This window comes from Amycolatopsis taiwanensis DSM 45107 (assembly GCF_000519205.1).
In the GTDB taxonomy this organism is placed as follows: domain Bacteria; phylum Actinomycetota; class Actinomycetes; order Mycobacteriales; family Pseudonocardiaceae; genus Amycolatopsis_E; species Amycolatopsis_E taiwanensis.
In genome coordinates this window covers 130189-152415 of sequence record NZ_KI912600.1, presented here as the reverse complement: position 1 = coordinate 152415, position 22227 = coordinate 130189, and the positions used below count along the sequence as shown (strand labels likewise).

The window sequence follows — 22227 nt, the reverse complement described above, 5'->3', positions numbered from 1 at the left end:
CGGTCATCCTGTTACGGAGCGGTTGACCGCCCGTCATGCCGTTCTCCCTGAATTGGATTTTGGATAATGTAGCCTGTACCTCCCTCTCCCGGAAGCCCTCGTTTCAGGAGGCGGCGTTGCAAGTTCGTAAACCGTTGGGAGTCCCCGGATGACGACTACCTTGGTCGAAAACATCGCTGTCCTGGCCACTGGTGAGCCCGGCGCGCCAGTGCTGCGCGATACCACGCTGGTGGTGGACGGGGCGGCGATCGCCGCGATCGGAGAGGTACCCCCGAACCCCGATTTCGTCGTGGACGCCGCCGGACTCACGGTCATCCCCGGCCTGGTCGACGGGCACGTGCACCCCTCGTTCGGGGAATGGACGCCCGCGCAGGACAGCCTCAACTGGATCAGCAACTACGCGCAGGGCGGCACCACGACGATGGTGTCCGCGGGCGAGTTGCACCTGCCCGGAATGCCTTTCGACGAACTGACGGCCGACGACGTGGTAGCGCTGGCGCGCACGTCCCGGCGCACGACGGCGCGCGTGCGACCCTCCGGTGTGCGGGTGCACGCCGGAACGGTGCTGCTGGTGCCCGGAATGCGCCAGAGCCACTTCGATCAACTCGCCGAAGCGGGCGTCCACCAGGCGAAATTCATCTTCTACGACTGGTCTCGCCTCGGCGATGGGGAGGCACAGCAGTACGTGGCGTGGGCGCGCGAGCGCGGCATCACGGTGAAGATCCACTCCGGTGGCGTCTCGCGTTCGGGTTCCAGCCGCATCGCCGGTCACGAGGTGGTCGCCGCGGTCGGCGCCGACGTCGTCGCGCACATCTCCGGCGGCCCGATTCCCATGCCGGACGAGGAGATCCGCGCGGTGATCGACGACCGGCCGGAGTGCGCGGTGGAGGTGTGCGCATCGATGAACCACCGCGCCACCATCGTGACCACCGACCACCTCAAGGCCACGGGTGGCATCGACCGGCTGACGCTGGGCACCGACACGCCCGGCGGCACCGGCGTCATCCCGCGCGGGATGCTGCGCAACATCGCCTATCTGGCCGGCGTGTGCGGCGTGGACGCGGCCGAGGCCGTGGCCTGCGGGACCGGCGTGACGGCCGCGCGGCACGGCCTCGACGTGGGCGTGCTCGCACCGGGGCGTCCCGCCGACTTCGTGCTGATCGGCCCGATCCGCGGTTCGCGCGCCACCGACGGCCTGGAGTCCCTCGCGCTCGGCGATCTCCCCGGCGTCTCGTCGGTCTTCATCGACGGACGCCCGCTGTTCCTCGGCCGCAGCTCGCAAACCCCACCACCACACACGCCGGCCAGGCTGACCCACGGCAACCTCGCCGATCTTCTTCGCTGAACGCGACCGAGCCTGGGTGATAAGGCGTGCCGGGCCCAAGGCGCCAAGCACGCCAATCCGTGGTGGCAGCGTTAGCCGCCCTTACGCTGCCACCACGGGCAATTCCCGGGTCAGCGCACGTGCCGCGTCGCGCAGCGCGGTCACCGCGTCCGCCACGACGGGGTTCACGGCCGTCGCACGGTGCAGCGCGGTGATGTGCCGTCGAGCGTCGCTGCCGGCGAGGCGCACCGCGACGACCGATTCGGTTTCGCGGTAGCCCAGCGCGGGCACCAGCGCGATGCCCAGACCCGCGCGCACGAACCCGCGGATGACGGCGTAGTCGTTGCTGCGGTAGTCGATCCGCGGCTCGAAACCGGCGGCGGCGCACAGCCGGGAGACGCACAAGACGGCGGCCGTGCCCTCGCGCGTGGCGACCCACGTCTCGTCGGCCAGTTCGGCGAGTTCGACGGTGCCGGCTCCGGCGAGCCGGTGATCACGGGGCAGCAACAGCACCAGTTCCTCGTGCAGCAACGGTGTCGCCTGAAGTCCCGATGGCCACCGGCGCGGCACCAGGTCGTAGGAGAAGACCACGGCCAGGTCGAGTTCACCGTCACCCAGCAACGGCATCAGTTCCTCCGGCTCACCCTCGTCGAGGCGGACCTCCACGGCCGGATGCGCCGGCGCGTAGGCGGCCAGGCACGCGGGCAGCAGGCGCTCGCTCGCCGTGGGGAAACTGCCCAGCCGCAACCGTCCCCGCCATCCCGAGGCAAGCGCGCGCAGTTCGTCGTCGAGCTGCTCCAGCGCCGCGAGCGCGTCACGGGCGTGGCCGGCCAGAAACGCCGCGACGGGCGTGGGCCGGACGCTGTGGGCGCCCCGTTCGAACAGCGGCAGCTTCACGGCCCGTTCCAGCGCGGCGATCTGCTGGGACACCGCGGAACCCGTGTAGCCGAGCTGCCGTGCCGCATCCGCGAACGAGCCGGTGCGGACCACGGTGGCGAGAGTGCGCAGGTGGACAGGGTTCAGCACAGCCTCAATCTAACAAGCGTAAGACTTGCTTGCCCTGCGGCGAGCATCTGTGACCCGGCGGCATCTTGACCCGCCGCGCTCCAGACACCAGCGTGGACAGGCACGGGGACGGCCCGGACCGCGACGAGAAGGCTGGCGATGACGGAAGCGATCGACGAGAACTTTCTGTCCACTGTGCAGTCTTTTCCGGCCGTACCGCCCGCGGACCCGGCCGCCGAGGTGGCGCCCGGGCTGACCGGCGCGCGCCTGCTGGAGCTGTTCGACGCACAGCTCGGCAGCCGGCATCTCGACCTCGCCGCCCGCGAACTCGGCAAGGCGGGCCAGGGCTTCTACAGCATCGGCTCGTCCGGGCACGAGGGCAACGTGGCGGTCGCGGCGGCACTGCGCCCGACCGATCCCGCGCTGCTGCACTACCGGTCCGGCGGCTTCTACCTCGAGCGCGCCCGGCAGGTGCCCGGCCAGCAGCCGCTGCGCGACGTGCTGCTCGGCGTCACGGCGTCGGTACACGAGCCGATTTCCGGTGGCAGGCACAAGGTTTTCGGCAATGCGGCGCTCGGCGTGATCCCACAGACCTCGACGATCGCCTCGCACCTGCCGCGCGCGGTCGGGGTGGCCTTCGGCATCGAGCGCGCGAAGAAACTGAACGTGTCCGGGCCCTGGCCGGCCGACGCCGTGGTGGTGTGCAGTTTCGGCGACGCCTCGGCCAACCACTCGACGGCCACCGGCGCGATCAATTCGGCCGTCCACTGCGCCTACCAGGGCCTGCCGATGCCGCTGCTGTTCGTATGTGAGGACAACGGAATCGGCATCAGCGTGCGCACCCCGCGCGGCTGGATCAAGCACGCCTACGCGCACCGGCCCGGACTGCGGTGGTTCGATGTGGACGGCACCGATCTGCCGGCCGCGCTCGCCGTGTCGGCCGAGGCCGCCGCGTGGGTGCGTGCCAACCGCGCACCGGCGTTCCTGCGGCTGCGCACGGTGCGGCTGATGGGTCACGCCGGGTCCGATGTGGAGTCGGCCTACCGGGGTGCCGCCGACATCGCGGCCGACCACGCCCGCGACCCGGTGCTGTGCACCGCGAAACTCCTTGTCACACAAGGAATCCTGTCCCCGAACGAGGTAATCGGGCGATATGAGCACAAACGCGCGGAGGTCGCCGCGATCGCCAGGGAGGCCGTGCTCGGGCCGCGCCTGGCATCGGCGGCCGAGGTGACCGCTCCCCTGGCGCAGCCGGACCCCAGCCGGGTCGCCGCGAAGGCTGCCGAAGCGGCCGGTACCGACGCGCGGGCGCGGGCATTCGATCGCCTGCCCGAACAAGAGGAAGGCCTGACGTTCGCACAGGCGGTGAACCGGGCACTGGCCGACGTGCTGGCGCGTGACAAGGGCGCGCTGGTGTTCGGCGAAGACGTCGCCGTGAAGGGCGGCGTATATGGCGTGACCCGCGGGCTGCGCAAGAAGTTCGGTGCCGCACGGGTTTTCGACACGCTGCTGGACGAGCAGAGCGTGCTGGGCACCGCGCTCGGCACGGCACTGTGCGGATTCCTGCCCATCCCCGAGATCCAGTATCTCGCCTACCTGCACAACGCGGCCGACCAGCTCCGCGGTGAGGCCGCGACGCTACGGTTCTTCGCCAACGGTCAGTACCGCAACCCGATGGTGGTGCGCATCGCCGGTTACGCCTACCAGAAGGGATTCGGCGGGCACTTCCACAACGACAACAGCGTGGCCGCGCTGCGCGACATCCCCGGCCTGGTGATCGCGTCACCGTCCCGGCCCGACGACGCGGCGGCGATGCTGCGCACGTGCGCCGCGGCGGCGCGCGCAAACGGAAGCGTGTGCGTGTTCCTGGAGCCGATCGCGCTTTACCACACACGGGATCTGCACACGCCCGGCGACAACGGCTGGCTCGGGCGCTACCCCGAACCCGAGCGGTGGGGTGCGACGCACGTGCCGGTCGGCCGCGCGCGCACGCACGGCGACGGCACCGACCTGACGATCGTCACGTTCGCCAACGGCGTGCCGATGAGCCTGCGTGTCGCGAGCCGGCTCGCCGAACGCGGAATCGGCGCGCGAGTGCTGGACCTGCGATGGCTCGCACCGCTGCCGGTCGAGGACCTGTTGCGCGAGGCGTCGGCAACCGGGCGCGTTCTGGTCGCCGACGAGACCCGCACCGACGGCGGCGTGTCCGAAGCGGTGGTGACCGCGCTGGCCGACGGCGGATTCACCGGCCCGGTTCGCCGGGTGACCAGCGTGAACAGCTTCATCCCACTGGGCAGCGCGGCGAACCACGTGCTGCTGTCGGAGAACGACATCGAAAAGGCGGCCGTCGAACTGGCCGGTTAGCCGCTGCGTGCGTTAATTACGCGCCGTCGCCTCTTGAACGCCGTCGCGCAGGCGAAACACGGAGAGGGGCTCGGCAACGAGCGGGGATCAGCCCACCGGAACCGGTTGTCTCGGCGGCACCGTCGTCCTCTGTGGTCAGTTCTTCGCCCGATCGTTTCGCCACCTTGCAATGCCATCGCCACCACGTGGAATCACCCGCTCGGTGAAGTGGTCGGCGAGGCGGCGGTGACCGATGGTGGGAGCGAGGACGTCCTGGGTAAGAACGGTGAGCGGAAATTCTGCGAGCTGATGTGTCCGTAGCGGAGTAAGCCGGCGCAGCAGGAACAAAGCGGTCTTGATGGTCCAGAGCGGAAGGTGGGTAATCCGCGGCCGGGTGCCGAGAGCGCGGAAGGCTTCCCGCGCGATCTGCTCGTGGGTGAGGATGTCCGGTCCGCCGAGGTCGATGGCGTCGGCATCGTGGACGAGGGCGTTGGCGGCCGCGTCGGCGACGTCGGCCCCGTCGATCGGGTTGATCCGAAGGCCTCCGGTGCCGAACACGTAGGCCCGGCCCCTGCGCGCCATGTCGAGAAATTCATTCATGTCGGAGAAGAAGCCGTTGGGGTACAGGATGGTGTGCGGCATCCCGGATCGCTTCAGTTCGTCTTCGAACGCGCGCTTGGCGCGGACGAGCTGGGTCCTTTCCAGCCCGGGCGCGCGGAGGACGGAGGTGTAGACGAACTTCTCCACACCCGCGCGCCCGGCCTGGTCCAGCAGATTGCGGTTGGCGGCGTAGTCGACGTCCCAGCAGGTGAGTTTGCCGGATTTGCCCATCAGGCCGACGGAACTGAACACGGCATCGACGCCTTCGCAGCAGCCGTCCAGCGCGTCCGGGTCGGTCGCGTCGGCGACGTGGATCTCGTCCACCGCGTCCCGCAGCGGGGCCAGCTTGTCGGGCGTTCGGGCCAGCGCGCGGACCCGGTGTCCGCGTGCGTGTAGCTCACGGACGACGTGCCGGCCGAGGTAGCCGGTCGATCCGGCGACCAGAACCTTCATCGGGGATCATCTTCCTTCCTGCTGGTGACATGGCGGCGGCGCGCCGCCGTCGGTTCAGCCTCCGTTGGGTGGGGCGAGGATGCTGGCGGTGTCGCCGAAGCCGATCAGCTCGCCCAGGGTGGCCAATGCTTGTTCGGCGGGCAGCTCGCCGTCGAGCAGATAGTGCAGCATCAGTCCGTCCACCAACGCCGTGATCACCGTCGCCGCGCCGGTGCACCGCGCGGGCGGCCAACGTGGGTACAGCTCACCCAGCCGCCCAGCGAGCCGGCCGCGCGCTTCCCGCAGCCCATCGCGCAGCGCCTGACCCAGCGCCGGATCCCGCCCGGCGCCGGCCATCAGCTCCACCGCCAGCCGCAGCACCCGGTCATCACCCGTGGTGGCCGGCAGCAGGCGACGAAGCGTCGCCAGAGCATCCTTCGCGTCGGGGGCGGCGAGCAACGCCTCGACGACCGGGCCGATCACCTCGTCGCCGGCCCGTCGGGCAATGGCCGCGTGCAGGCCGGGCAACCCGCCGAAGTGGTAGTGGATCAATCCCACATTGGCGTCCGCACGCTCGGCCACCGCCCGGGTGGTCACCGCCGGCCAGCCACCCTCCGCGAGCAACGCGACCCCCGCCTCCTCCAGTTGCTCCCGGCGTTGCCGCCCTCGCGGCGAAGTTGGTCGATCGACTAAGTTAGCCACATGACCAACTTAGCTCGCGGCGCTCGGACCGGCAAGGTTGGACTGTTGACGATGGATGCGGAGCCGGCGATTCCTTGCGCGAGAAGGAACCCGGCGACGTCTGCGTGCTTCGAGCAGTTGCGGTTGATCGCGGAAATCTACCCGCAGGGTCTCTACAACGGCCGGTGTTTCAGACCTTCGAGCTGTGACAAGATTGGTCAGCGAGAGACCGGCACGAGCTTTCGAGGTGGACGTGGTACAGACGGAGCCTGTCGCTGCCGCTCGCGGATTCGCCCACCACTCCTTTCCCGATGCTCTCACCGTGATCGTGGGCGGTAGCGTGCTCACCGAACGACGTACCCCGGCGTCCGATTTGGACATGGTCGTGGTGACCAGGCCCCGGGAGAGCCCCTATCGCCACTCGTTGACCTGGGCGGGATGGCCGGTGGAAGTACTGGTGCACGACGAGCAAACGCTGGCCGCCTACTGCGAAGACAACTTGGCCCGCCGCTGGCCGGGGATTCCTCGGCTGATCGCCGAAGGAACGATCGTGAGTGACCGCGGCGCGCTGGGCGAACGCCTGCAAGCCGAAATGCGCCGTCGGTTGGCCGAAGGTCCGGCCGCCGCGAGCCCGGCCGAACTGGCGGCCCACCGTTACGAGCTCACCGATCTGCTCGACGACCTGACCGGTGCCGAGGACCCGGCCGAGATCGCCTTCATCGCCTGTCGGGTCCTGACCAAGACCGCCCAACTGGCCCTGCTTTCCGGGCGGCACTGGCAGGGCACCGGGAAATGGCTGCTGCGCGAACTGCGCGACCACGACCCGGATCTGGCCGATCGCCTGGCCCACGCCCTCCGCGTGCCCGCGCGGCTTGCCGCAATGGCTCGTGAGGTGCTCGACGACGTGGGCGGCCCGCTGCGGGACGGCTATCGGGTTACCGATCCGCGTAATCCGTGACGCGACGGGCGGGACCTGGCCAGCCGCGTGCCCGACGGTAGCTGAACAACGTGATGCCGGGCCAGACGGTGGATAGGTCCGCGCAGACCTTGCGGCCGCGCAGGAACGCGTTCACGGCCAGGAGTTGGCCGAACTAGCCGCGCGGCAGTGGCCACACGGCCGCCCCTGTCGCTTCAGTCGCCGCCCGGCTCGGCGGACCAGCACGACGACGGTGACAGCCACTGCGACTACGAACACGGCAGACAGCACGAGCACGATCGAGCGGCCCGGCGACCTTCCCGCCGTGCTGGCCGGGTGTTGGACTGGACATGATGCTTCCTTTCGTCGAACTCGGCCCTGCCCCGCAGGCGTTCGGAACGGCATCTCGCGAGGCTACGAGGACCTCCATGACAGGACGCGGTGTTTTCGCTGAGGCGAAAACATTGGGTGCCGTAGGTCTTCCGGCGACCCGGGCGGCGATTTTTCATGTTGTGTTCGATGGATAGTCGCTCACCTGATCGATAGAATCGACGTATTCCGTCTTCGAGTAAAGGATTCCCCCGTGTTGTATAACTTGTTCTCGCTGTGCGGCGAGGATATCGCCCGCATGTCCGACCACGCCTCGGTCGAGACCATGGCCGTGGCCCGGGAAGCGATCTGCCGCGCCCAAGCCATCCAGGTACGTACCATTGCCCGACTCTGCAAGATCCGAGGTCAGACAAGATGGGCGGCCGACGAAATCGCACTCGAACTCTGCGTAAGCAGACAGGCCGCGGCGGGTTTGGTCAGTGCGGCAGCGGAGTTGACCACCCGGCTGCCAAAAGCTGTTGTCCGCCATGGAGAACGGCGAGATCGACCTGCGCACCGCGACCAAAGTGTGTGAGGTGACGGCATTGTTGTCGGATGAGCAGGCCCGCGAGGTGGACGAACGGATCGCCGGACGGGTGGCAGGCAAAGACTCCGAGAGGGTGCGGAGGATCGCGCGGGATGCTGTGTGCGCCGTCGATCCTGATGGGTATGCGGAGCGGGCGAAGAAGCGTCGAAAGGATCGACGGGTCGAGCTGATCCATGCCGAGGACGGAATGGCATCCCTCTTTGCGTACCTCCCGGCCGAAATCGCCAGCGCCATCTACGCCAAAGTCGACGGCATCGCCCACAAGCTGAAGACGAAGGACGAAAACCGCACGCTTGATCAAATCCGCGCTGATGTACTGACAGATCTGGCATTGGGCAAGCACGAAGGACTACCCAGGGTCGTCGCCCAGGTTTACATCCACGTTCCGATCGACGCGGCACTGGGCATCACCAGCAAAGGATGCGAACTCGAAGGACACGGCCCTATCCCGGGCGAGATCGCCTGCGAGATTATGCGCGACCGGAACAGCGTGTGGCGCAAGGTTACGTGCGACCCGGTCTCCGGCGCCGTCCTGGATGTTGGCCGTACCCGCTACCGGCCACCCGCCGCCCTCGACGAATTCGTCCGCGTCCGCGACCGAGAATGTCGAGTTCCCGGGTGCCGCCGACCCGCACAACGGTCCGATGTCGACCACCACCGCGACTTCCGGCGCGGCAAGAACGGCCGCACCGCCCACGACAATCTCATCTGCTTGTGCAGAAATCACCATGCCCTGAAGGATGCACCCGGATGGAGTTTCCACCTCGACGGGGAGGCAGGCAAGCTGACAGTGATGACCCCGGCCGGACGCGCCCACACCACCCGGCCGGATCCGATCTTCAAACCCACGGTCGAAAATTCCAACGAGTCCACAAAGGACAACTCGAGCAACGAAGACAACCAGGAGCAGCCATTCTGAGCCACCATCCAAGCCACGTAGCGATCAGCGATCCGCGAGCACACAGCCTGCGAGGTCGGTTCGCGTTGAATGGGCAAGCGTTTGGTGAGAGCCTGCCTGGATGGACCTTGATCAGCGTCTGATTGATGCAGCGGTGGGTCAACTGAGGGCTCGGTGGCCGGAGGCGGAGGAAGCGGTGGCGGCGGCTGTGTACCTCGACAACGGCGAGATCCTTACCAGCGTCAGCCTCGACAACCTCAACGCCGCCGCGGGGTTATGCGCCGAAACGGGCGCGTTGTGCCAGGCGTACACCCTCGACCGACGGGTCACGGCGTCGGCATGCGTGAGCGTGGAGCCTGGAGAGACGACGATCGGTGTCCTGGCGCCGTGTGGAATCTGCCAGGAGCGGTTGGCGCTGTGGGGGCCTGGTGTCCAGGTGGCCGTCCCTGATAACAGCACGGACCGCGGTTGGACCGCCCGGACGTTACGCGAAGTCAACCCATTTTACTGGGGAACCAGTTTCACCGACGGCAATGCTTGGCCGGGGGGCGGGCCTGCACCGTTGGTGATGCGCACTTTCGACCAACGGCGCCGTAGCGGGATACGCTCAGGACGTGAGTGATAAGGCGATCACATCAACCGGTCAGGCGTGGGAAGAGCAGGCGAGGAACTGGATCACCTGGGTGCGAACACCCGAGCTTGATTCGTACTGGCGTTATCGGTCCGCCTTCTTCGAACTGGTCCCTGACTCCGGACGGTCCACATTGGATCTCGGCTGCGGCGAGGGCCGCGTCGCGCGGGATCTCGCTGCCCGTGGGCACCGTGTCACCGGGGTGGACGCGTCGCCGACACTGATCGGTGCCGCGAGCGCTGCTCATCCGGAGGGTGAATACACCGTCGCCGACGCGGCGGACCTTCCCTTTCCCGACGACTCGTTCGACCTGGCAATCGCTTACAACAGCCTGATCGACGTGGATGATCTTCCCGGAGCAGTACGTGAAGCAGGCAGGGTACTCAGGCCTGGTGGTCGCCTCGTGCTGTCGATACTCCATCCCGCCAACACGGGCATCAGGACTGGAGAAGGTGACGATCTCGCCTTCGTGGTGGACGGGTCGTACTTCACGAGCAGGCGAACCGAAGACCTCGTTGAGCGTCAAGGCATCTCGATGAAGTTCACCGGCTACCAACGTCCTCTCAGCGCATACACCCGCGCATTGGAGGAGACTGGCTTTCTGATCGAAGCCGTTCGTGAACCGATCGCTACCCGTGCGGACGGCTCTCCTCATCGGCTGCCCTGGCACCTGTGGATCAAGGCCATCCGGCATCCCGGTTCAGTTCTCTAGCCCGACGTCAGCCCTGAATTCCGGATGACGGCGCTGGGGACCGCTCTCGCCGGGTACCCGGCTACATGGATCCGTACCTCCCGCGTGGCGCGCGGTCTCCTGGGTATTCGGCAGTTGAGGCGATAGGAGGACGGGTATGGCTGACAGGGCGGCGGTCGTCACCGGAGCGAGCCGCGGGTTGGGCCTGCTGCTGGCGCGTGAACTGGGCCGGAAAGGCTTCGACCTGGTGATCTGCGCACGGTCCGCGGACGGTCTCGAGGGAGCGCGAAAGGAACTGGAGTCGATCGGCGTGCACGTGGTCGCCGTGCCCGCCGACGTGTCGGTGCGAGAGGAGGCCGAGGGCGTCGTCGCGACCGCGGTCGAACAGTTGGGCCGCCTGGACGTTCTGGTCAACAACGCCGGCGTGATACAGGTCGGTCCGGCGGTAACCATGCGAGCCGAGCAGTTCGCCCAGGCTCTGGACGTGATGCTGTGGGGAGTCGTACACACGAGTCTGGCGGCCATACCGGTGATGCGTGACCAGGGCGAAGGCCGGATCGTCACCATCACGTCGATCGGTGCGCGGGTGCCGGCGCCTCATCTGTTGCCCTACACCACCGCGAAGTATGCCGCGCGAGGCTTCTCCGAGGGACTGCGCGTGGAGTTGGGCAAGTACGGCATCTCGGTGACCACGGTGGTACCCGGACTGATGCGCACCGGTTCTCCACGCAATGCGTTGTTCACCGGGAACCGCGCGGCGGAATACCGATGGTTCACGCTCGGGGCCAGCCTGCCGCTGCTGTCCATGGATGCCGAGCGGGCGGCGCGCCGGATCGTCGCCGGGGCACTGCGCGGGCGCGCCGAGCTGGTGCTGACCCCGATGGCCAAGCTGGCCGCTGTCGCGCACGGCGTGGCACCCGGCCTCACCACGCGGATCGCTGGGGTCGCCGATCGCCTGCTCCCGCGCGCCGAGGACAACGCGGCGCCGACCCCGGGACACGCCGAGGAAGGCAACCAGCCCGCGTGGTTCAGGGCCGCGACCCGCCTGACCCGGACCGCGGCCGAGCGATTCCACCAGCACCGCGACCCGACGTGATGCGGCGAATCCACCCTGGCCACAACGATCACGGTCGGTGCCGCATCTGGCATACGGTGTGGTGACCGCGGCCCAGAAGACGCTCCGACCGCGCCGGGAACACGTAGCGGCTGCCGAAACCGAAGTAGAACACCACGCTCTGGAACACGATCGTCGTCAGGGCGAAGGTCATCGCGTTCCCGCTCATGGTGGCCTTCGCGGCCGGCAGCACGTCCGGACCGCCGACCTGGCTGCTGCAGGATCCGCCCGCCGGGTCGTACGGGATCGGACATCGAACTCTCAGTGGACCGGCGGCGACACGGACACGCCTGACTCCCCGACGGCCTTGACATTGGCATACTTACCACATCGACAGCGCAAAGAGGGGTCTGCTGTGACCGCTTCTTCCTCCGGTCGTGCTCGCGCGTCCGGGAAACGCCCGAAGGCAACCGACGTGGCCGCGGCGGCCGGCGTCTCGATCGCGACCGTGTCGCTGGTGATCAACGGAAAGGCGGCCGGGCGGGTCTCACCGGCGACGCAGGCACGTGTCGAGAAGGCGATCGCCGATCTCGGCTACGTGGTCGACTCGGCCGCGCGCAGCCTGGTGACCGGCCGCCGGCAGTGCGTCGCGCTGGTCGCCCCCGATGTCGGGAACCCGTTCTTCTCCCAGGTCGCCGCCGGCGTGGCGACCGCGCTCGGGACGGAGTACCGGCTGCTCCTCGCCGTGTCCGGCGCGGAGCACGACCAGCCGGACCTCGACCAGCTCGTGGCCTTCGGCGTGGACGGGATCCTGCTGGAGTTCCCCGGAGCCGAGCCGCCGTCCGGCCAGATCGGCTGCCCGGTCGTCCTGCTCGACGAACCCTCCGGCCCGCCGGAACTGTCCAGGGTTTACTTCGACACCAGGGCGGCGACGCGGGAGATGGTCGACCAGCTCGTCGAACTCGGCCACCGCAACATCGTCTACCTGGACGCCTCGCGGGAGGGCAAAACGTTCGAAACCCGGCGTCGGCAGGTCGCCAACCGGCTGCGCCGGACACCGGGAACCGCGCTGACCCGAGTTCGTTCGGACATCAAGGTCGACGACGCGAGCACGCTGGTCGCCGAATCGCTGCCGGACTGGCGCCGCGCCGGCGTGACCGCGATCATCAGCGCGACCGACGTGCTCGGCTACGGCGCGCTGTCCGCACTCGGCGCGGCCGGCGTCTCGGTACCCAAGCAGATGTCGCTGGTGTCCTTCGACGACCTCCCGTTTTCCAAGCTCACCTCGCCGGCGCTGACAACGGTGCGGCTTTCCGCCTACGACCTCGGGTACGCCTCGGCTCGGATCCTGCGTGAGCAGCTCGCCGAGGAGTCACCGGCGCCGCGACAGGAATCGCTGCCCGCCATGCTGATCAACCGGTCGTCGGTCGGTCCTGCACGGCGGTTGCGCGCAAGGGGTTAAACGCATAACGTAGCGGCGTGCTTGCCGTTGCGGGTGATCTCGTCGAGGATGTGGTTGTCTGGCCCGCCGGCCCGGTGCGACCGGCGACCGACAATCCTGCCCTGATCCGGCGCGCACGCGGCGGCAGCGCGGCCAACGTGGCGATGTTCGCCGCCGGTCTGCGGCCGACCAGGTTCATCGGCCGGGTCGGCGCCGACCCGCTCGGCACCCAGCTGGTCGCGGCACTCGCCGAGTCCGGAGTGGACGTTCGGGTGCAACGTGCCGGGCACACCGGCAGCATCGTGATCATCGTGGACGCCGACGGCGAACGAACCATGTTCCCCGACCGGGGCGCGTCGGCGGAACTCGGCCCGGTGTCGCCCGACTGGCTCACCGGGGTGGAACTGCTCCACGTGCCGGCGTACACCTTCGCCACGGCACCGAGCGCCGCCAGCGCACTCGACATGATCCGCACCGTCCGCGCGGCCGGCGGCATGGTCACCGTCGACGCCTCCTCCACCGCGCTGCTGACCGGTTTCGGCACCGAACGGTGGATGAAGCTCATGGGCCGCCTGCGGCCCGATGTGTTGTTCGCCAACGCCGCCGAGGCCGATCTGCTTCGCCTGGCCGGGGAAACCCCGCCGGCCGGAACACATTTCGTACTCAAGGACGGTGCCCGCCCCACCACGATCATCGACGGGACGGGCCGGCGTCTGACCGTCCCCGTTCCGCCGGTCCCCGAGGCACGCGACACCACCGGCGCCGGCGACGCCTTCGCCGCCGGCTATCTGTGCGCCCTCGCGGACGGCCGCTCCCCCGCGGCCGCCGCGGCGGCCGGACATTCACTCGCCGCCACGGTGCTCGCCGCGCCGGGCGCATCGACCAGGGAGGTTTCATGACTGACACACCACTGAGGCTGTCCGCGGAGGTCAGTTCCGCGCTCGCCGACGGCACCCCCGTCGTCGCGCTCGAGTCGACCATCTTCTCCACACTCGGGCTACCCGCACCGCACAACGGCGAGGCGCTACGGCGCTGTGTCACCGCGATTCGGGACGGGGGCGCGGTGCCGGCCATCACCGCCATCGTCGACGGTGCCTGGCGGGTCGGCCTCGACGCGGGCGAAGAGGAGCGGATCCTCGCCGCGGACGCGAAGGTCGCCGAACGGGATCTCGCGGTGGCCACGGCACAGCGCTGGCCGGTGGGCGCCACCACTGTGTCCGCGACCGTGGCGCTGGCCCACCGCGTCGGCATCTCCGTGTTCGCCACCGGCGGCATCGGCGGTGTGCACCGGGGCGTGGAGGTCTCCGGGGACATCTCGGCGGATCTGGACGCACTCGCCAACCATCCGGTCATCACCGTGTGCGCGGGCGCGAAGGCGTTCCTCGACCTGCCGCGCACACTGGAATATCTGGAAACCGCCGGGGTGCCGGTACTCGGCTGGCGGCATGACGACTTCCCGGCGTTCTACACGCGCTCCAGCGGACTCCGTGTCCCCCACCGGGTAACGGACGCGGACGAGGTCGCGCGGGTACTGGCGTACCGATCACGACCGGACTCCGGGGTGCTGCTCACGGTTCCCATTCCGGCACCGGCCGAACTGGACGGCGACGAGCTCACCGCGAAACTGGACGCAGCGCTCGCGGCCTGCGCCGAAGCCGGTGTCACCGGCGCCGCGGTCACCCCGTACGTGCTCGGCCGGCTGGAGGCCGAGACCGACGGAGCGAGCGTGCCGGCGAACCTGGCCCTTGCCGAGAACAACGCCCGGGTGGCCACCGAGGTCGCGAAAGCGGTCGCAAGCCTTGCCACCACGAGCTAGGAAATCGTAGTATGCCGAAGGTTAAAGGCTTAACTTAAGGCTATCGCACTCCGGCCGCTGTCGACTTCCCTGGTATCAACGCTGGCGCACACAGATTGGTCCCGCGATGACCCGACAAGATGTGCACTACGAGTTCGACCACCACACCACCGAGTTCGCCGAGGACCCCTGGCGGATCTACCGGAAGCTGCGCGAAACCTGCCCGGTCGCGCATTCCGCCGCCTACGAGGACGGGTTCTGGGTCCTCACCTCCTATTCGGACGTTCGGCGGTGCACAGTCGACACCGAGACGTTCTCCTCCGACGGCGGTGATCTGCTCATCCCGTCGGAGAACCCGGGCCGGTTGCTGCCCGTGCAGGCGGATCCGCCGATGGCGACGGCCTACCGGAGACTGATCAATCCGCTCTTCACCGTCTCCGCGGTCCGCGCGATGGAGCCGGCGATCCGGCGCTATGTCGACGACACGATCGACGAGTTCATCGAGCGGGGCACCGCCGATCTCGTCACCGACCTCGCCCTGCCCGTGCCGGGGCTGGTCACCATGAACCTGGTCGGCTGGCCCGAGCGGGACTGGCCGGAGGTCGTCGAACCCATCCGCGACTTCTCCACCCACCGGGTCGGCGAGCCGGAACGGGCCGCGGCCGGGCAACGTCTCGCGGCCCTGCGCCGGCGCGTATCCGAGGACATCCGGCGCCGCAGGCAAGCTCCCGGCGATGATCTCGTCACCCGGCTACTGGCCGCCACCGTCGACGGCCGGCCGCTGGACGAGGACGAGATCGTCGACATCACCATGATGGTGCTCTTCGGCGGAGTGGACACCACCGTCGCGGCGATCGGCAACATGGCGCTGTACCTGGACTCCGACCGGGACCTGCGCGCCAGGCTCAGCGCACACCCCGAGCTCGTGCCGGCCGCCGTCGACGAACTGCTGCGCTACGAGGCACCGGTGCAGGGCTTCGCCAGGTTCGTCCGGGCCGACACCGAGATCGGTGGTGAGCGGATTCGCCGTGGTGAGAAGGTACTGCTGGCCTGGGCCTCGGCCAACCGCGACCCCGAAGCCTTCCCGGACCCGGACACCGTTCGGCTCGACCGCTCGCCCAACCCCCACCTCTCGTTCGGCATCGGCCCGCATCGATGCATCGGCGCCACCCTGGCCAAGGCCGAGCTGGCGATCGTGCTGCGCCGCCTGCTCGAACGAATGCCGGACTACACAGTGGACAGAGCCAGAGTGCGGCCGACGGTGAGCTGCGGGACCACGTTCGCCCGAGCGACCGTCCCGGTGCGATTCACTCCCGGCTCCCGCCTGCGCGCCAAAGGCGGTGACCAGGCATGAGCAAGTCCACTTCGGACGCTCCCACGCTGCGGTCCAGGGTCGGCGCCGAGGTCGAGACGGTGGGTGTGCTGCCGGTTCCGGATGCCCAGCGCACCATGCGCCCGTACCGGATGTTCGTGGTGTGGTTGATGGCCGCGAGCTCGGCGACCACACCGCTGATCGGCGACCTGCTCTTCGACTACGGGTTGACCAATTTCGTCATCGCCGGATTCGTGGCCTGGGCGATCGCGATCATCCCGGCCGGCCTGTTCTCCGAGATGGGCAGGGAAAGGCCGCTCTCGGCGCTCGTCGTCGCCCGCAAGACCTACGGCTGGTTCGGCGCCTTCGGCTTCTCGGTGTTGTTCACGGTGGTCAACCTGGGCTGGTTCGGACTGAACACCGCGGTCGGTGCCGAGATCCTCTCCGCCATCACCCACTCCTCGCTGGCCATGTGGAACATCATCGTCGGTGGTGTCCAGATCGTGCTCGTGCTGTTCGGCATGAAGTGGCTGGAGCGATTCTACCGGTACACCGCCGCGCTCATGATCGTCTGCTACGCGGCCCTGTTCGGCTACATGGTCGTCAAGTACGACTTCGTCGCCGCCCCGCAGACCAAACCCATGAACTGGGGCAGCGCACTCACGATCATCCTGTCCTTCTCGATCCTGTCCTGGACGTACAAGCTGTCGACCGTGTCCAGGTTCGCCGTTCCGGTCGAACGAACCGGCGGCCGCCGGCCGTCGTTCTTCATCGCGCCGTCCGCCGGGATCATGGTCGCGTTGATCGGCATGGGAGTCATCGGCCTCTATTCGCAGTCCGCGACGGGCGAGTGGAACGTGGCGCTGCTGGCGCAGGAGATCCCGATCTGGGGTCTGGTCGCCGCGGTCGGCGTCGCCATCGCGGTGCTGCACACCAACGCCATGAACCTGTACCCGGCGATGATCGACCTGCTGGTCGCGATCAACACCGTCCGCCGCCCCCGGCGCTGGGAGCAACCGGTGGCGACCGTACTGCTCGGCATCGCCGGCGTAGCCCTCGCGGCCGGCGGGATTCTCGAGCGCGCGTCCGACTTTCTGGAAGCTGGCGGGAACTTCATCATCCCTTTCACGTTCGTCATGCTGGTGGACTGGGTTCTGGTGCAACGCAGGTCGACACCGAGCGAGGAGTTCTTCCGCTCGCCGCGCGGTTTCCTCGGCAAGTGGCGGCTCGACGCGATCCTGGCCTGCGGCGTCGGCGTGTTGATCGGCTTCTTCGGCGAAGATTTCCTGCCGAGTTTCTGCTACGAGATCGCCCCGTTGCCGGTGGTCGCCGGAATCGTCTCGGCGCTGGTGTTCGTGGCGCTCGGCTGGCCACGAATCCGCGCAGCGAAGGCGGCGAAAGCGACGAAGGCGGCGGGGCCGGTGAGTGAGGACATCCGTGACTGATCCGACCCCGATCGTGCTGGACTGCGACCCCGGGCACGACGACGCGCTGGCGATCATGCTCGCCGCGGCCAATCCCGCGGTGGACCTGCTCGCGATCAGCACGGTCGCCGGCAACCAGACCCTGGACAAGACCGCCCTGAACGCCAGGCGAATCTGTGATGTCGCCGGCATCGGCGGTGTCCCCATTGTCAGCGGTGCTCGCGGGCCGTTGCGCGGACCGGCCGTCATCGCCGAAGACGTGCACGGGCAGTCCGGTTTGGACGGACCGCAGTTCGGTCCGGTTCGCACGCCGTTGACCTCCGCCGACGGCGTCGGTTACGTACGTGACCTGCTGCGTGGCCAGACACGGCCGGTGACCGTCGTGGCCACCGGGCCACTGACGAACATCGCTACGTTGCTGCGCGCCGCGCCTGACGTGGCCGATCGGATCGACCGCATCGTGTTCATGGGTGGCAGCACCGAGCGCGGCAACAGCACCCCGTACGCGGAGTTCAACATCTACGCCGATCCCGAAGCCGCGGACATCGTGCTGCACGGCGGTGTCCCGGTCACCATGGTGGGACTCAACGTCACCCACCAGGCGCTCGCCGACGACACCGTGCTCAGCCGGATCGGCGCGCTCGGCAGCCCATTGTCCCGGATCTGCGTTTCGCTGCTCGAGTTCTTCAGCGAAACATACCGGGAGCTGTGGGGCTTCCCGGCCCCACCGCTGCATGATCCGATCACGGTGGCGCTGCTCATCGATCCGGACGTCGTCACGCGTGTGCACGCGCGGGTCGACATCGAACTCACCGGCACCCATACCAGAGGTGCTACGGTCGTCGACCTGTACAACCGCACCGGGCGTCCGGCCAACGCCGAGGTCGCGATGCAACTCGACGCTAAGAGGTTCTGGGACCTGATCGTCGACGCCATCGCCACCCTGTCCGACCACAGTGGAGGAACGCAGTGACCGTGGTTCCGATCATCGACATCAACCGCGACCCCGCCGTGGTCGCCGCCGAACTCGACGAGGTGTGCCGGGAGATCGGGTTCTTCCAGATCACCTCGCACGGGATTCCGGAAACCCTCGCCGAGGCCGCCTGGAACGTCACACGCGCCTTCTTCGACCTGCCACTGGAGCACCGGATGGCGGTCGCGATGCCCGAACCCGGCTACCCGTACGGATACAGCCCGCTGTCCGGTGAGTCGCTGAGCCGCTCCCTCGGCGCGGCCGGGCTCGGCGATCTCAAGGAGTCCTTCAACGCCGGGCCCTTCGAACCACCCACGCGCGAGTACGTCGATCCGGACGAGGCATCGGTGTACGTGCCCACACCGTGGCCCGACCAGGTACTTCCCGAACTGCGCGCCATCTGGCGCGCCTACTACGCCGAGATGCTGAAGCTCGGGCGACGGCTGATGTCGTTGTTCGCCCGCGGTCTGCGCCTGCCGGCCGACTTCTTCGATGACAAACTGGACGCATCCCCGAGCTCATTGCGCGCGCTGAACTATCCCGAGCAGAACGTTGCGCCGGTGCCGGGACAGTTGCGGGCCGGGGAACACACGGACTACGGCATGATCACCATCCTGCGCCAGGACGACGCTCCCGGTGGGCTGGAAGTGCGTTCGGCGACCGGTCAGTGGATCGGCGTGCCCAGCGTGCCCGATGCCTACGTGATCAACATTGGTGACCTGCTCGCCCGGTGGACCAACGATCAATGGCGTTCGACGCTGCACCGGGTGGTGAATCCCGAGACCGTGCCCGGCCAGGCGACGCGGCGGCAGAGTATGCCCTTCTTCTACAACGCCAACTGGGCCGCTGTGGTCGAGTGCTTGCCGACGTGTCTGCGTCCTGGCGAGGGGCCACGGTATCCAGCCGTCAAAGCGGGGCCGCACTTGATGGACAAGTTCCGGTCGACCCTGGTTTGAGCAGGCTGGGAGAGTTCAGCTGCGATTGAGGTACGCCTTGATCCCGTGTTTCGGCGAATCGAAGGCCGCCACGGAGCGGTACATGACCAACTGCCCAGTACCCGTGCAATCGGCGTTGTCATAGAACACGAGGTTGAAGGTGGGGTCCGTGACGTCCGCGGACCTGGTGGCGTCGAAGCCTTCAGCCGTCGGCGTGAAGCAGTTGTTGAGCCCGGGGATGGTCAGATTCACCATGGTTCCCGTGTAGTTCTCGCCGGACCACACGCACAAGCCGCTGGCACAGTCCGACTGACTCGCGGACGCCGACGGAGCGGACAAGGCCGCACAGGCGCCGGCGACTGCCACCGTCGCCATCAACCGGATCGCCCGACGAGCATTCATGATCTTTTGCACAGCACGCTCCCGTCCCGCAACGAAGAACCAGTACACCCAGACCCAGTGCCAGGAATCAAACCGTGGCCCCGCCGAAGATGTCAAGGTTTGGGGCAGGTAGTTCAGGAGTTCATTGAGTCGGTCGACGACTCTTGTTCGGCGCCGGTTTAGTCCGGTTTGTAGTTCCGCCAAACAATCTGGCTGACAAACAATTCCTCGACTGATTCGGCCGCGACAAGCACATCACCTACCTGGCCGCTTCGCCACGCTGACAGCCGAGCGGATCATCGTGGGCTCAGCGCCGGGGTTCGAGCAGGCGTTGCGCGAGGGTGACCAGGAAGGCCCGCTGGTCGGCGCGTTGTTCCGCGCTGTTCGTGGGCGCACCGGCGATCATGGTGGCAAGCTGGGGGACGTACAGGGTCCACTCCGCCATGCCGATCAGCAGCAGCATGACCCGGCGGGGGTCGAGCTGCGGGTCGACTCGACCAAGCCGCTGGGCTTCGGCAATGGCGTCCACCTTGGCCTGGTAACTCGTCGAGCGCTCGGCGAAGCCGGGTACCTGGTTCGCCGGTAGCGACAGCGCCTCCCACTGCACGAGGCGAACGAGTTCCGGGTGCTCGGCGCAGTAATCGAACAGCTCGCCAACGAACTCGGGAATCCGGTCGGCGCGCAGCTCGACCATCTTGGCGAGCCGGTCGAGCTGGTCGGCGAGCACGATGCCGAACAATTCCTGCTTATCGCCGAAATGGTCGTAGATCGCGCGCTTGTTGGCTTCGGCACGAGCCGCGATTCGGTCGACCCGCGCGCCGCTGATGCCGTACTCGGCGAACTCGGCGACGGCGGCAGCGAGGATCCGTCTCTTGGTTGGTGTGGCATCCCGGGGCATGGCAACAAGGAGTTTGCCACACCCGTACCGAACGAACCAGTTCGTTTGCTACGCTCCGCTCAACTTGATCACAACGGCAGCGGACGCCGTTGACCACGGAAGCAATACAGAGGGATCGATCATGTGCGAATCGTGTTCAGTGCCCGCCGGCGGGAGGAGCCGTCGAGACGTGCTGCGGACGACAATGGCGGCCGGACTGGCGGGTGCTGCCGCACTCGCCACCGCAGGCACGGCGCAGGCCACAACGTCTAACGTCATGGCACCCGTACCGAACGGCGGTACGGGGGTACGCCTGCGCTGGCTCGGCATAGCAGGTTGGGAAATGGTCTTCGACGGACACCGGCTGCTCGTCGATCCGTACCTAACGCGGCAGCAGTACGCAGGTCCCGACGGCACTGCGGACCTGCGGCGCCCGCTGGAGGTGAACAAGCGGATCATCGACTGGGTCCTCAGCGAGCACGTGACCGGCGCGCCGGAGTTCATCCTGGCCACGCACGGGCACTGGGACCACCTCGCCGATGTGCCGACGCTGCTGAACCATCCGAAGTGGAACGGCCGGCGCATCCGCGTCCTCGGTGGCGAGACACACCTCAACCTCGTTCGCGCGATGGGAATCCCGGCGACGCGCGAGGCCGACCTGGTGCTGGTCACCGGTGGTGAATACCTGCGCTACCCGCTGCGCAGTCCCGAGAAACCGCGCCCCGACTACACCATCGAGGTGTTCCGCAGCCTGCACAGCCAGTTGGGCAGCTACGGTTTCGCTCCGGCCGGGACTCTCACCTCGCGACCGAAGAAACCGGCGACCATCGGCGAACTGGTCGAGGGTGGCACGTTGGGCTACCAGATCACCGTGGCAGACCGGTTACGCGTGATGTTCCTGAGCGGCACGGCCAACTTCGCCGAACGGGAGGTCGCCGGCGCCAGGCCGGATGTGCTCGTGCTCGGCGCCAGCGGCAACGCGGGGGTGCACGACTACTTCGAGCGCGCACTCCAGGCACTGGGCTGGCCCCGGATCGTCATCCCCTGTCACCACGACGACATGGTGACCGCGCTGGACAACCCGGAAGTGCACAATACCGTCAACCGCGAGGTCGTCGCCACCTTGCAGGGCATCCTCGGCAACCGGGGCCGAGTCCTCGACCCCCGCCACCTCGAGCAGTTCGAACTCTAGTACTGCCGCCGCGCTCGGGCGCTCGGGTGATCTTGGCGGCTCAGGTCTGGCGGGCGCACCCTGTTGTGCCCGTTCAGGTAGACTGCGGGCCTTCCTTGAGGACAACGAAATCGGCTAGGTCATGCGTATCGGATGCGCTTGCACCGTCGAACTCCGATCCGGGGCCGGCTCCGCGCCGACGCCGTGGTGCACACCGACTTCAAGGCCTGGCCCCAGAACTCACCCCCCTGAACCCAGAACTCACCCCCCTGAACCCAGAACTCGCCCACCCGAACCCAGAACTCACCCACCCGAACCCAGAACTCGCCCTCCCCAGCCGGGGACACGCCAGCACCTGGCATGTCCCCGGTTCAGGCACCCGAGTTCTCGGCCCAGGTACGCGAGATCCCGGTTCAGGCACGTGAGT

The 22227-nt window shown here is 67.9% G+C and carries 22 protein-coding genes; 16 read left to right on the top strand and 6 right to left on the bottom strand.

What is annotated here, in order from left to right:
* Positions 1-148 precede the first annotated feature (148 nt).
* On the top strand, positions 149-1345 hold the full coding sequence (locus A3CU_RS48940) for an amidohydrolase family protein (RefSeq protein ID WP_052372957.1): 1197 nt from the start codon (positions 149-151) through the stop codon (positions 1343-1345).
* Between the two features lie 81 nt (positions 1346-1426).
* On the opposite strand, the gene A3CU_RS48935 is transcribed toward A3CU_RS48940, so the two are convergent.
* The gene (locus A3CU_RS48935; protein WP_043844066.1) at positions 1427-2350 is read right to left on the bottom strand and encodes a LysR family transcriptional regulator; all 924 of its coding nucleotides are present in this window, start codon (positions 2348-2350) and stop codon (positions 1427-1429) included.
* A 138-nt stretch (positions 2351-2488) separates the two neighbouring features.
* Between A3CU_RS48935 and A3CU_RS0139250 the strand changes: the two genes are divergently transcribed.
* Entirely contained in the window at positions 2489-4693 is a 2205-nt protein-coding gene (locus A3CU_RS0139250; RefSeq protein ID WP_027946842.1) for a thiamine pyrophosphate-dependent enzyme, read from the top strand.
* Positions 4694-4828: 135 nt separating this feature from the next.
* Here A3CU_RS0139250 and A3CU_RS48930 read toward each other — a convergent pair whose 3' ends face one another.
* Complete coding sequence (locus A3CU_RS48930; protein WP_052372955.1) at positions 4829-5725, bottom strand: SDR family oxidoreductase; 897 nt, start codon at positions 5723-5725, stop codon at positions 4829-4831.
* A gap of 54 nt (positions 5726-5779) precedes the next feature.
* The gene (locus A3CU_RS48925; protein WP_043844064.1) at positions 5780-6406 is read right to left on the bottom strand and encodes a TetR/AcrR family transcriptional regulator; all 627 of its coding nucleotides are present in this window, start codon (positions 6404-6406) and stop codon (positions 5780-5782) included.
* A gap of 232 nt (positions 6407-6638) precedes the next feature.
* Here A3CU_RS48925 and A3CU_RS0139235 point away from each other — a divergent pair, with 232 nt between their 5' ends.
* The 6 genes from A3CU_RS0139235 (at position 6639) to A3CU_RS48910 (ending at position 11533) form a co-directional block, all read left to right on the top strand.
* Positions 6639-7343 carry a nucleotidyltransferase domain-containing protein gene (locus A3CU_RS0139235; protein WP_043844130.1) on the top strand — a complete coding sequence of 235 codons (705 nt, stop codon included), beginning with the start codon at positions 6639-6641 and terminating at the stop codon, positions 7341-7343.
* 541 nt (positions 7344-7884) lie between these two features.
* Complete coding sequence (locus A3CU_RS54970; RefSeq protein WP_245617530.1) at positions 7885-8205, top strand: hypothetical protein; 321 nt, start codon at positions 7885-7887, stop codon at positions 8203-8205.
* A complete protein-coding gene (locus A3CU_RS48920; protein ID WP_063628977.1) occupies positions 8159-9136 on the top strand; it encodes an HNH endonuclease signature motif containing protein in 978 nt (325 codons plus the stop codon). Before A3CU_RS54970 ends, A3CU_RS48920 begins: the two co-directional genes overlap by 47 nt.
* Before the next feature lie 100 nt (positions 9137-9236).
* Entirely contained in the window at positions 9237-9737 is a 501-nt protein-coding gene (locus tag A3CU_RS48915; protein WP_052372954.1) for a cytidine deaminase, read from the top strand.
* A complete protein-coding gene (locus A3CU_RS0139220; RefSeq protein WP_027946840.1) occupies positions 9730-10458 on the top strand; it encodes a class I SAM-dependent methyltransferase in 729 nt (242 codons plus the stop codon). The genes A3CU_RS48915 and A3CU_RS0139220 overlap by 8 nt, the downstream gene beginning before the upstream one ends.
* Before the next feature lie 136 nt (positions 10459-10594).
* Complete coding sequence (locus tag A3CU_RS48910; RefSeq protein ID WP_052372952.1) at positions 10595-11533, top strand: SDR family NAD(P)-dependent oxidoreductase; 939 nt, start codon at positions 10595-10597, stop codon at positions 11531-11533.
* Positions 11534-11561: 28 nt separating this feature from the next.
* Here the strand turns inward: A3CU_RS48910 and A3CU_RS53755 are convergent, their stop codons facing one another.
* Entirely contained in the window at positions 11562-11720 is a 159-nt protein-coding gene (locus A3CU_RS53755) for a hypothetical protein (RefSeq protein ID WP_169739744.1), read from the bottom strand.
* A 186-nt stretch (positions 11721-11906) separates the two neighbouring features.
* Here A3CU_RS53755 and A3CU_RS48905 point away from each other — a divergent pair, with 186 nt between their 5' ends.
* The 7 genes from A3CU_RS48905 to A3CU_RS0139175 all read left to right on the top strand — a co-directional run bounded on the left by A3CU_RS48905 (position 11907) and on the right by A3CU_RS0139175 (position 19392).
* Positions 11907-12953, top strand: a complete 1047-nt coding sequence (locus A3CU_RS48905) for a LacI family DNA-binding transcriptional regulator (RefSeq protein WP_063628976.1) — start codon at positions 11907-11909, stop codon at positions 12951-12953.
* Positions 12954-12970: 17 nt separating this feature from the next.
* Complete coding sequence (locus A3CU_RS0139200) at positions 12971-13831, top strand: carbohydrate kinase family protein (RefSeq protein WP_027946838.1); 861 nt, start codon at positions 12971-12973, stop codon at positions 13829-13831.
* On the top strand, positions 13828-14748 hold the full coding sequence (locus tag A3CU_RS0139195; protein WP_027946837.1) for a pseudouridine-5'-phosphate glycosidase: 921 nt from the start codon (positions 13828-13830) through the stop codon (positions 14746-14748). Before A3CU_RS0139200 ends, A3CU_RS0139195 begins: the two co-directional genes overlap by 4 nt.
* A gap of 106 nt (positions 14749-14854) precedes the next feature.
* Positions 14855-16081, top strand: coding sequence for a cytochrome P450 (locus tag A3CU_RS0139190; RefSeq protein ID WP_027946836.1), 1227 nt, complete (start codon positions 14855-14857; stop codon positions 16079-16081).
* Positions 16078-17484 (top strand): purine-cytosine permease family protein, encoded by a 1407-nt coding sequence (locus tag A3CU_RS48900; protein ID WP_052372948.1) that lies wholly within the window; start codon positions 16078-16080, stop codon positions 17482-17484. Before A3CU_RS0139190 ends, A3CU_RS48900 begins: the two co-directional genes overlap by 4 nt.
* Positions 17477-18436 (top strand): nucleoside hydrolase, encoded by a 960-nt coding sequence (locus A3CU_RS0139180; RefSeq protein WP_027946835.1) that lies wholly within the window; start codon positions 17477-17479, stop codon positions 18434-18436. The genes A3CU_RS48900 and A3CU_RS0139180 overlap by 8 nt, the downstream gene beginning before the upstream one ends.
* On the top strand, positions 18433-19392 hold the full coding sequence (locus A3CU_RS0139175) for an isopenicillin N synthase family dioxygenase (RefSeq protein WP_027946834.1): 960 nt from the start codon (positions 18433-18435) through the stop codon (positions 19390-19392). Before A3CU_RS0139180 ends, A3CU_RS0139175 begins: the two co-directional genes overlap by 4 nt.
* A gap of 15 nt (positions 19393-19407) precedes the next feature.
* Here the strand turns inward: A3CU_RS0139175 and A3CU_RS0139170 are convergent, their stop codons facing one another.
* Both A3CU_RS0139170 and A3CU_RS0139165 read right to left on the bottom strand, forming a co-directional pair.
* Positions 19408-19821 carry a peptidase inhibitor family I36 protein gene (locus A3CU_RS0139170; protein ID WP_156960784.1) on the bottom strand — a complete coding sequence of 138 codons (414 nt, stop codon included), beginning with the start codon at positions 19819-19821 and terminating at the stop codon, positions 19408-19410.
* Positions 19822-20059: 238 nt separating this feature from the next.
* Positions 20060-20650 carry a TetR/AcrR family transcriptional regulator gene (locus tag A3CU_RS0139165; RefSeq protein ID WP_027946832.1) on the bottom strand — a complete coding sequence of 197 codons (591 nt, stop codon included), beginning with the start codon at positions 20648-20650 and terminating at the stop codon, positions 20060-20062.
* A 256-nt stretch (positions 20651-20906) separates the two neighbouring features.
* Here A3CU_RS0139165 and A3CU_RS0139160 point away from each other — a divergent pair, with 256 nt between their 5' ends.
* Positions 20907-21821 carry an MBL fold metallo-hydrolase gene (locus tag A3CU_RS0139160; protein ID WP_169739743.1) on the top strand — a complete coding sequence of 305 codons (915 nt, stop codon included), beginning with the start codon at positions 20907-20909 and terminating at the stop codon, positions 21819-21821.
* Positions 21822-22227: the final 406 nt, after the last annotated feature.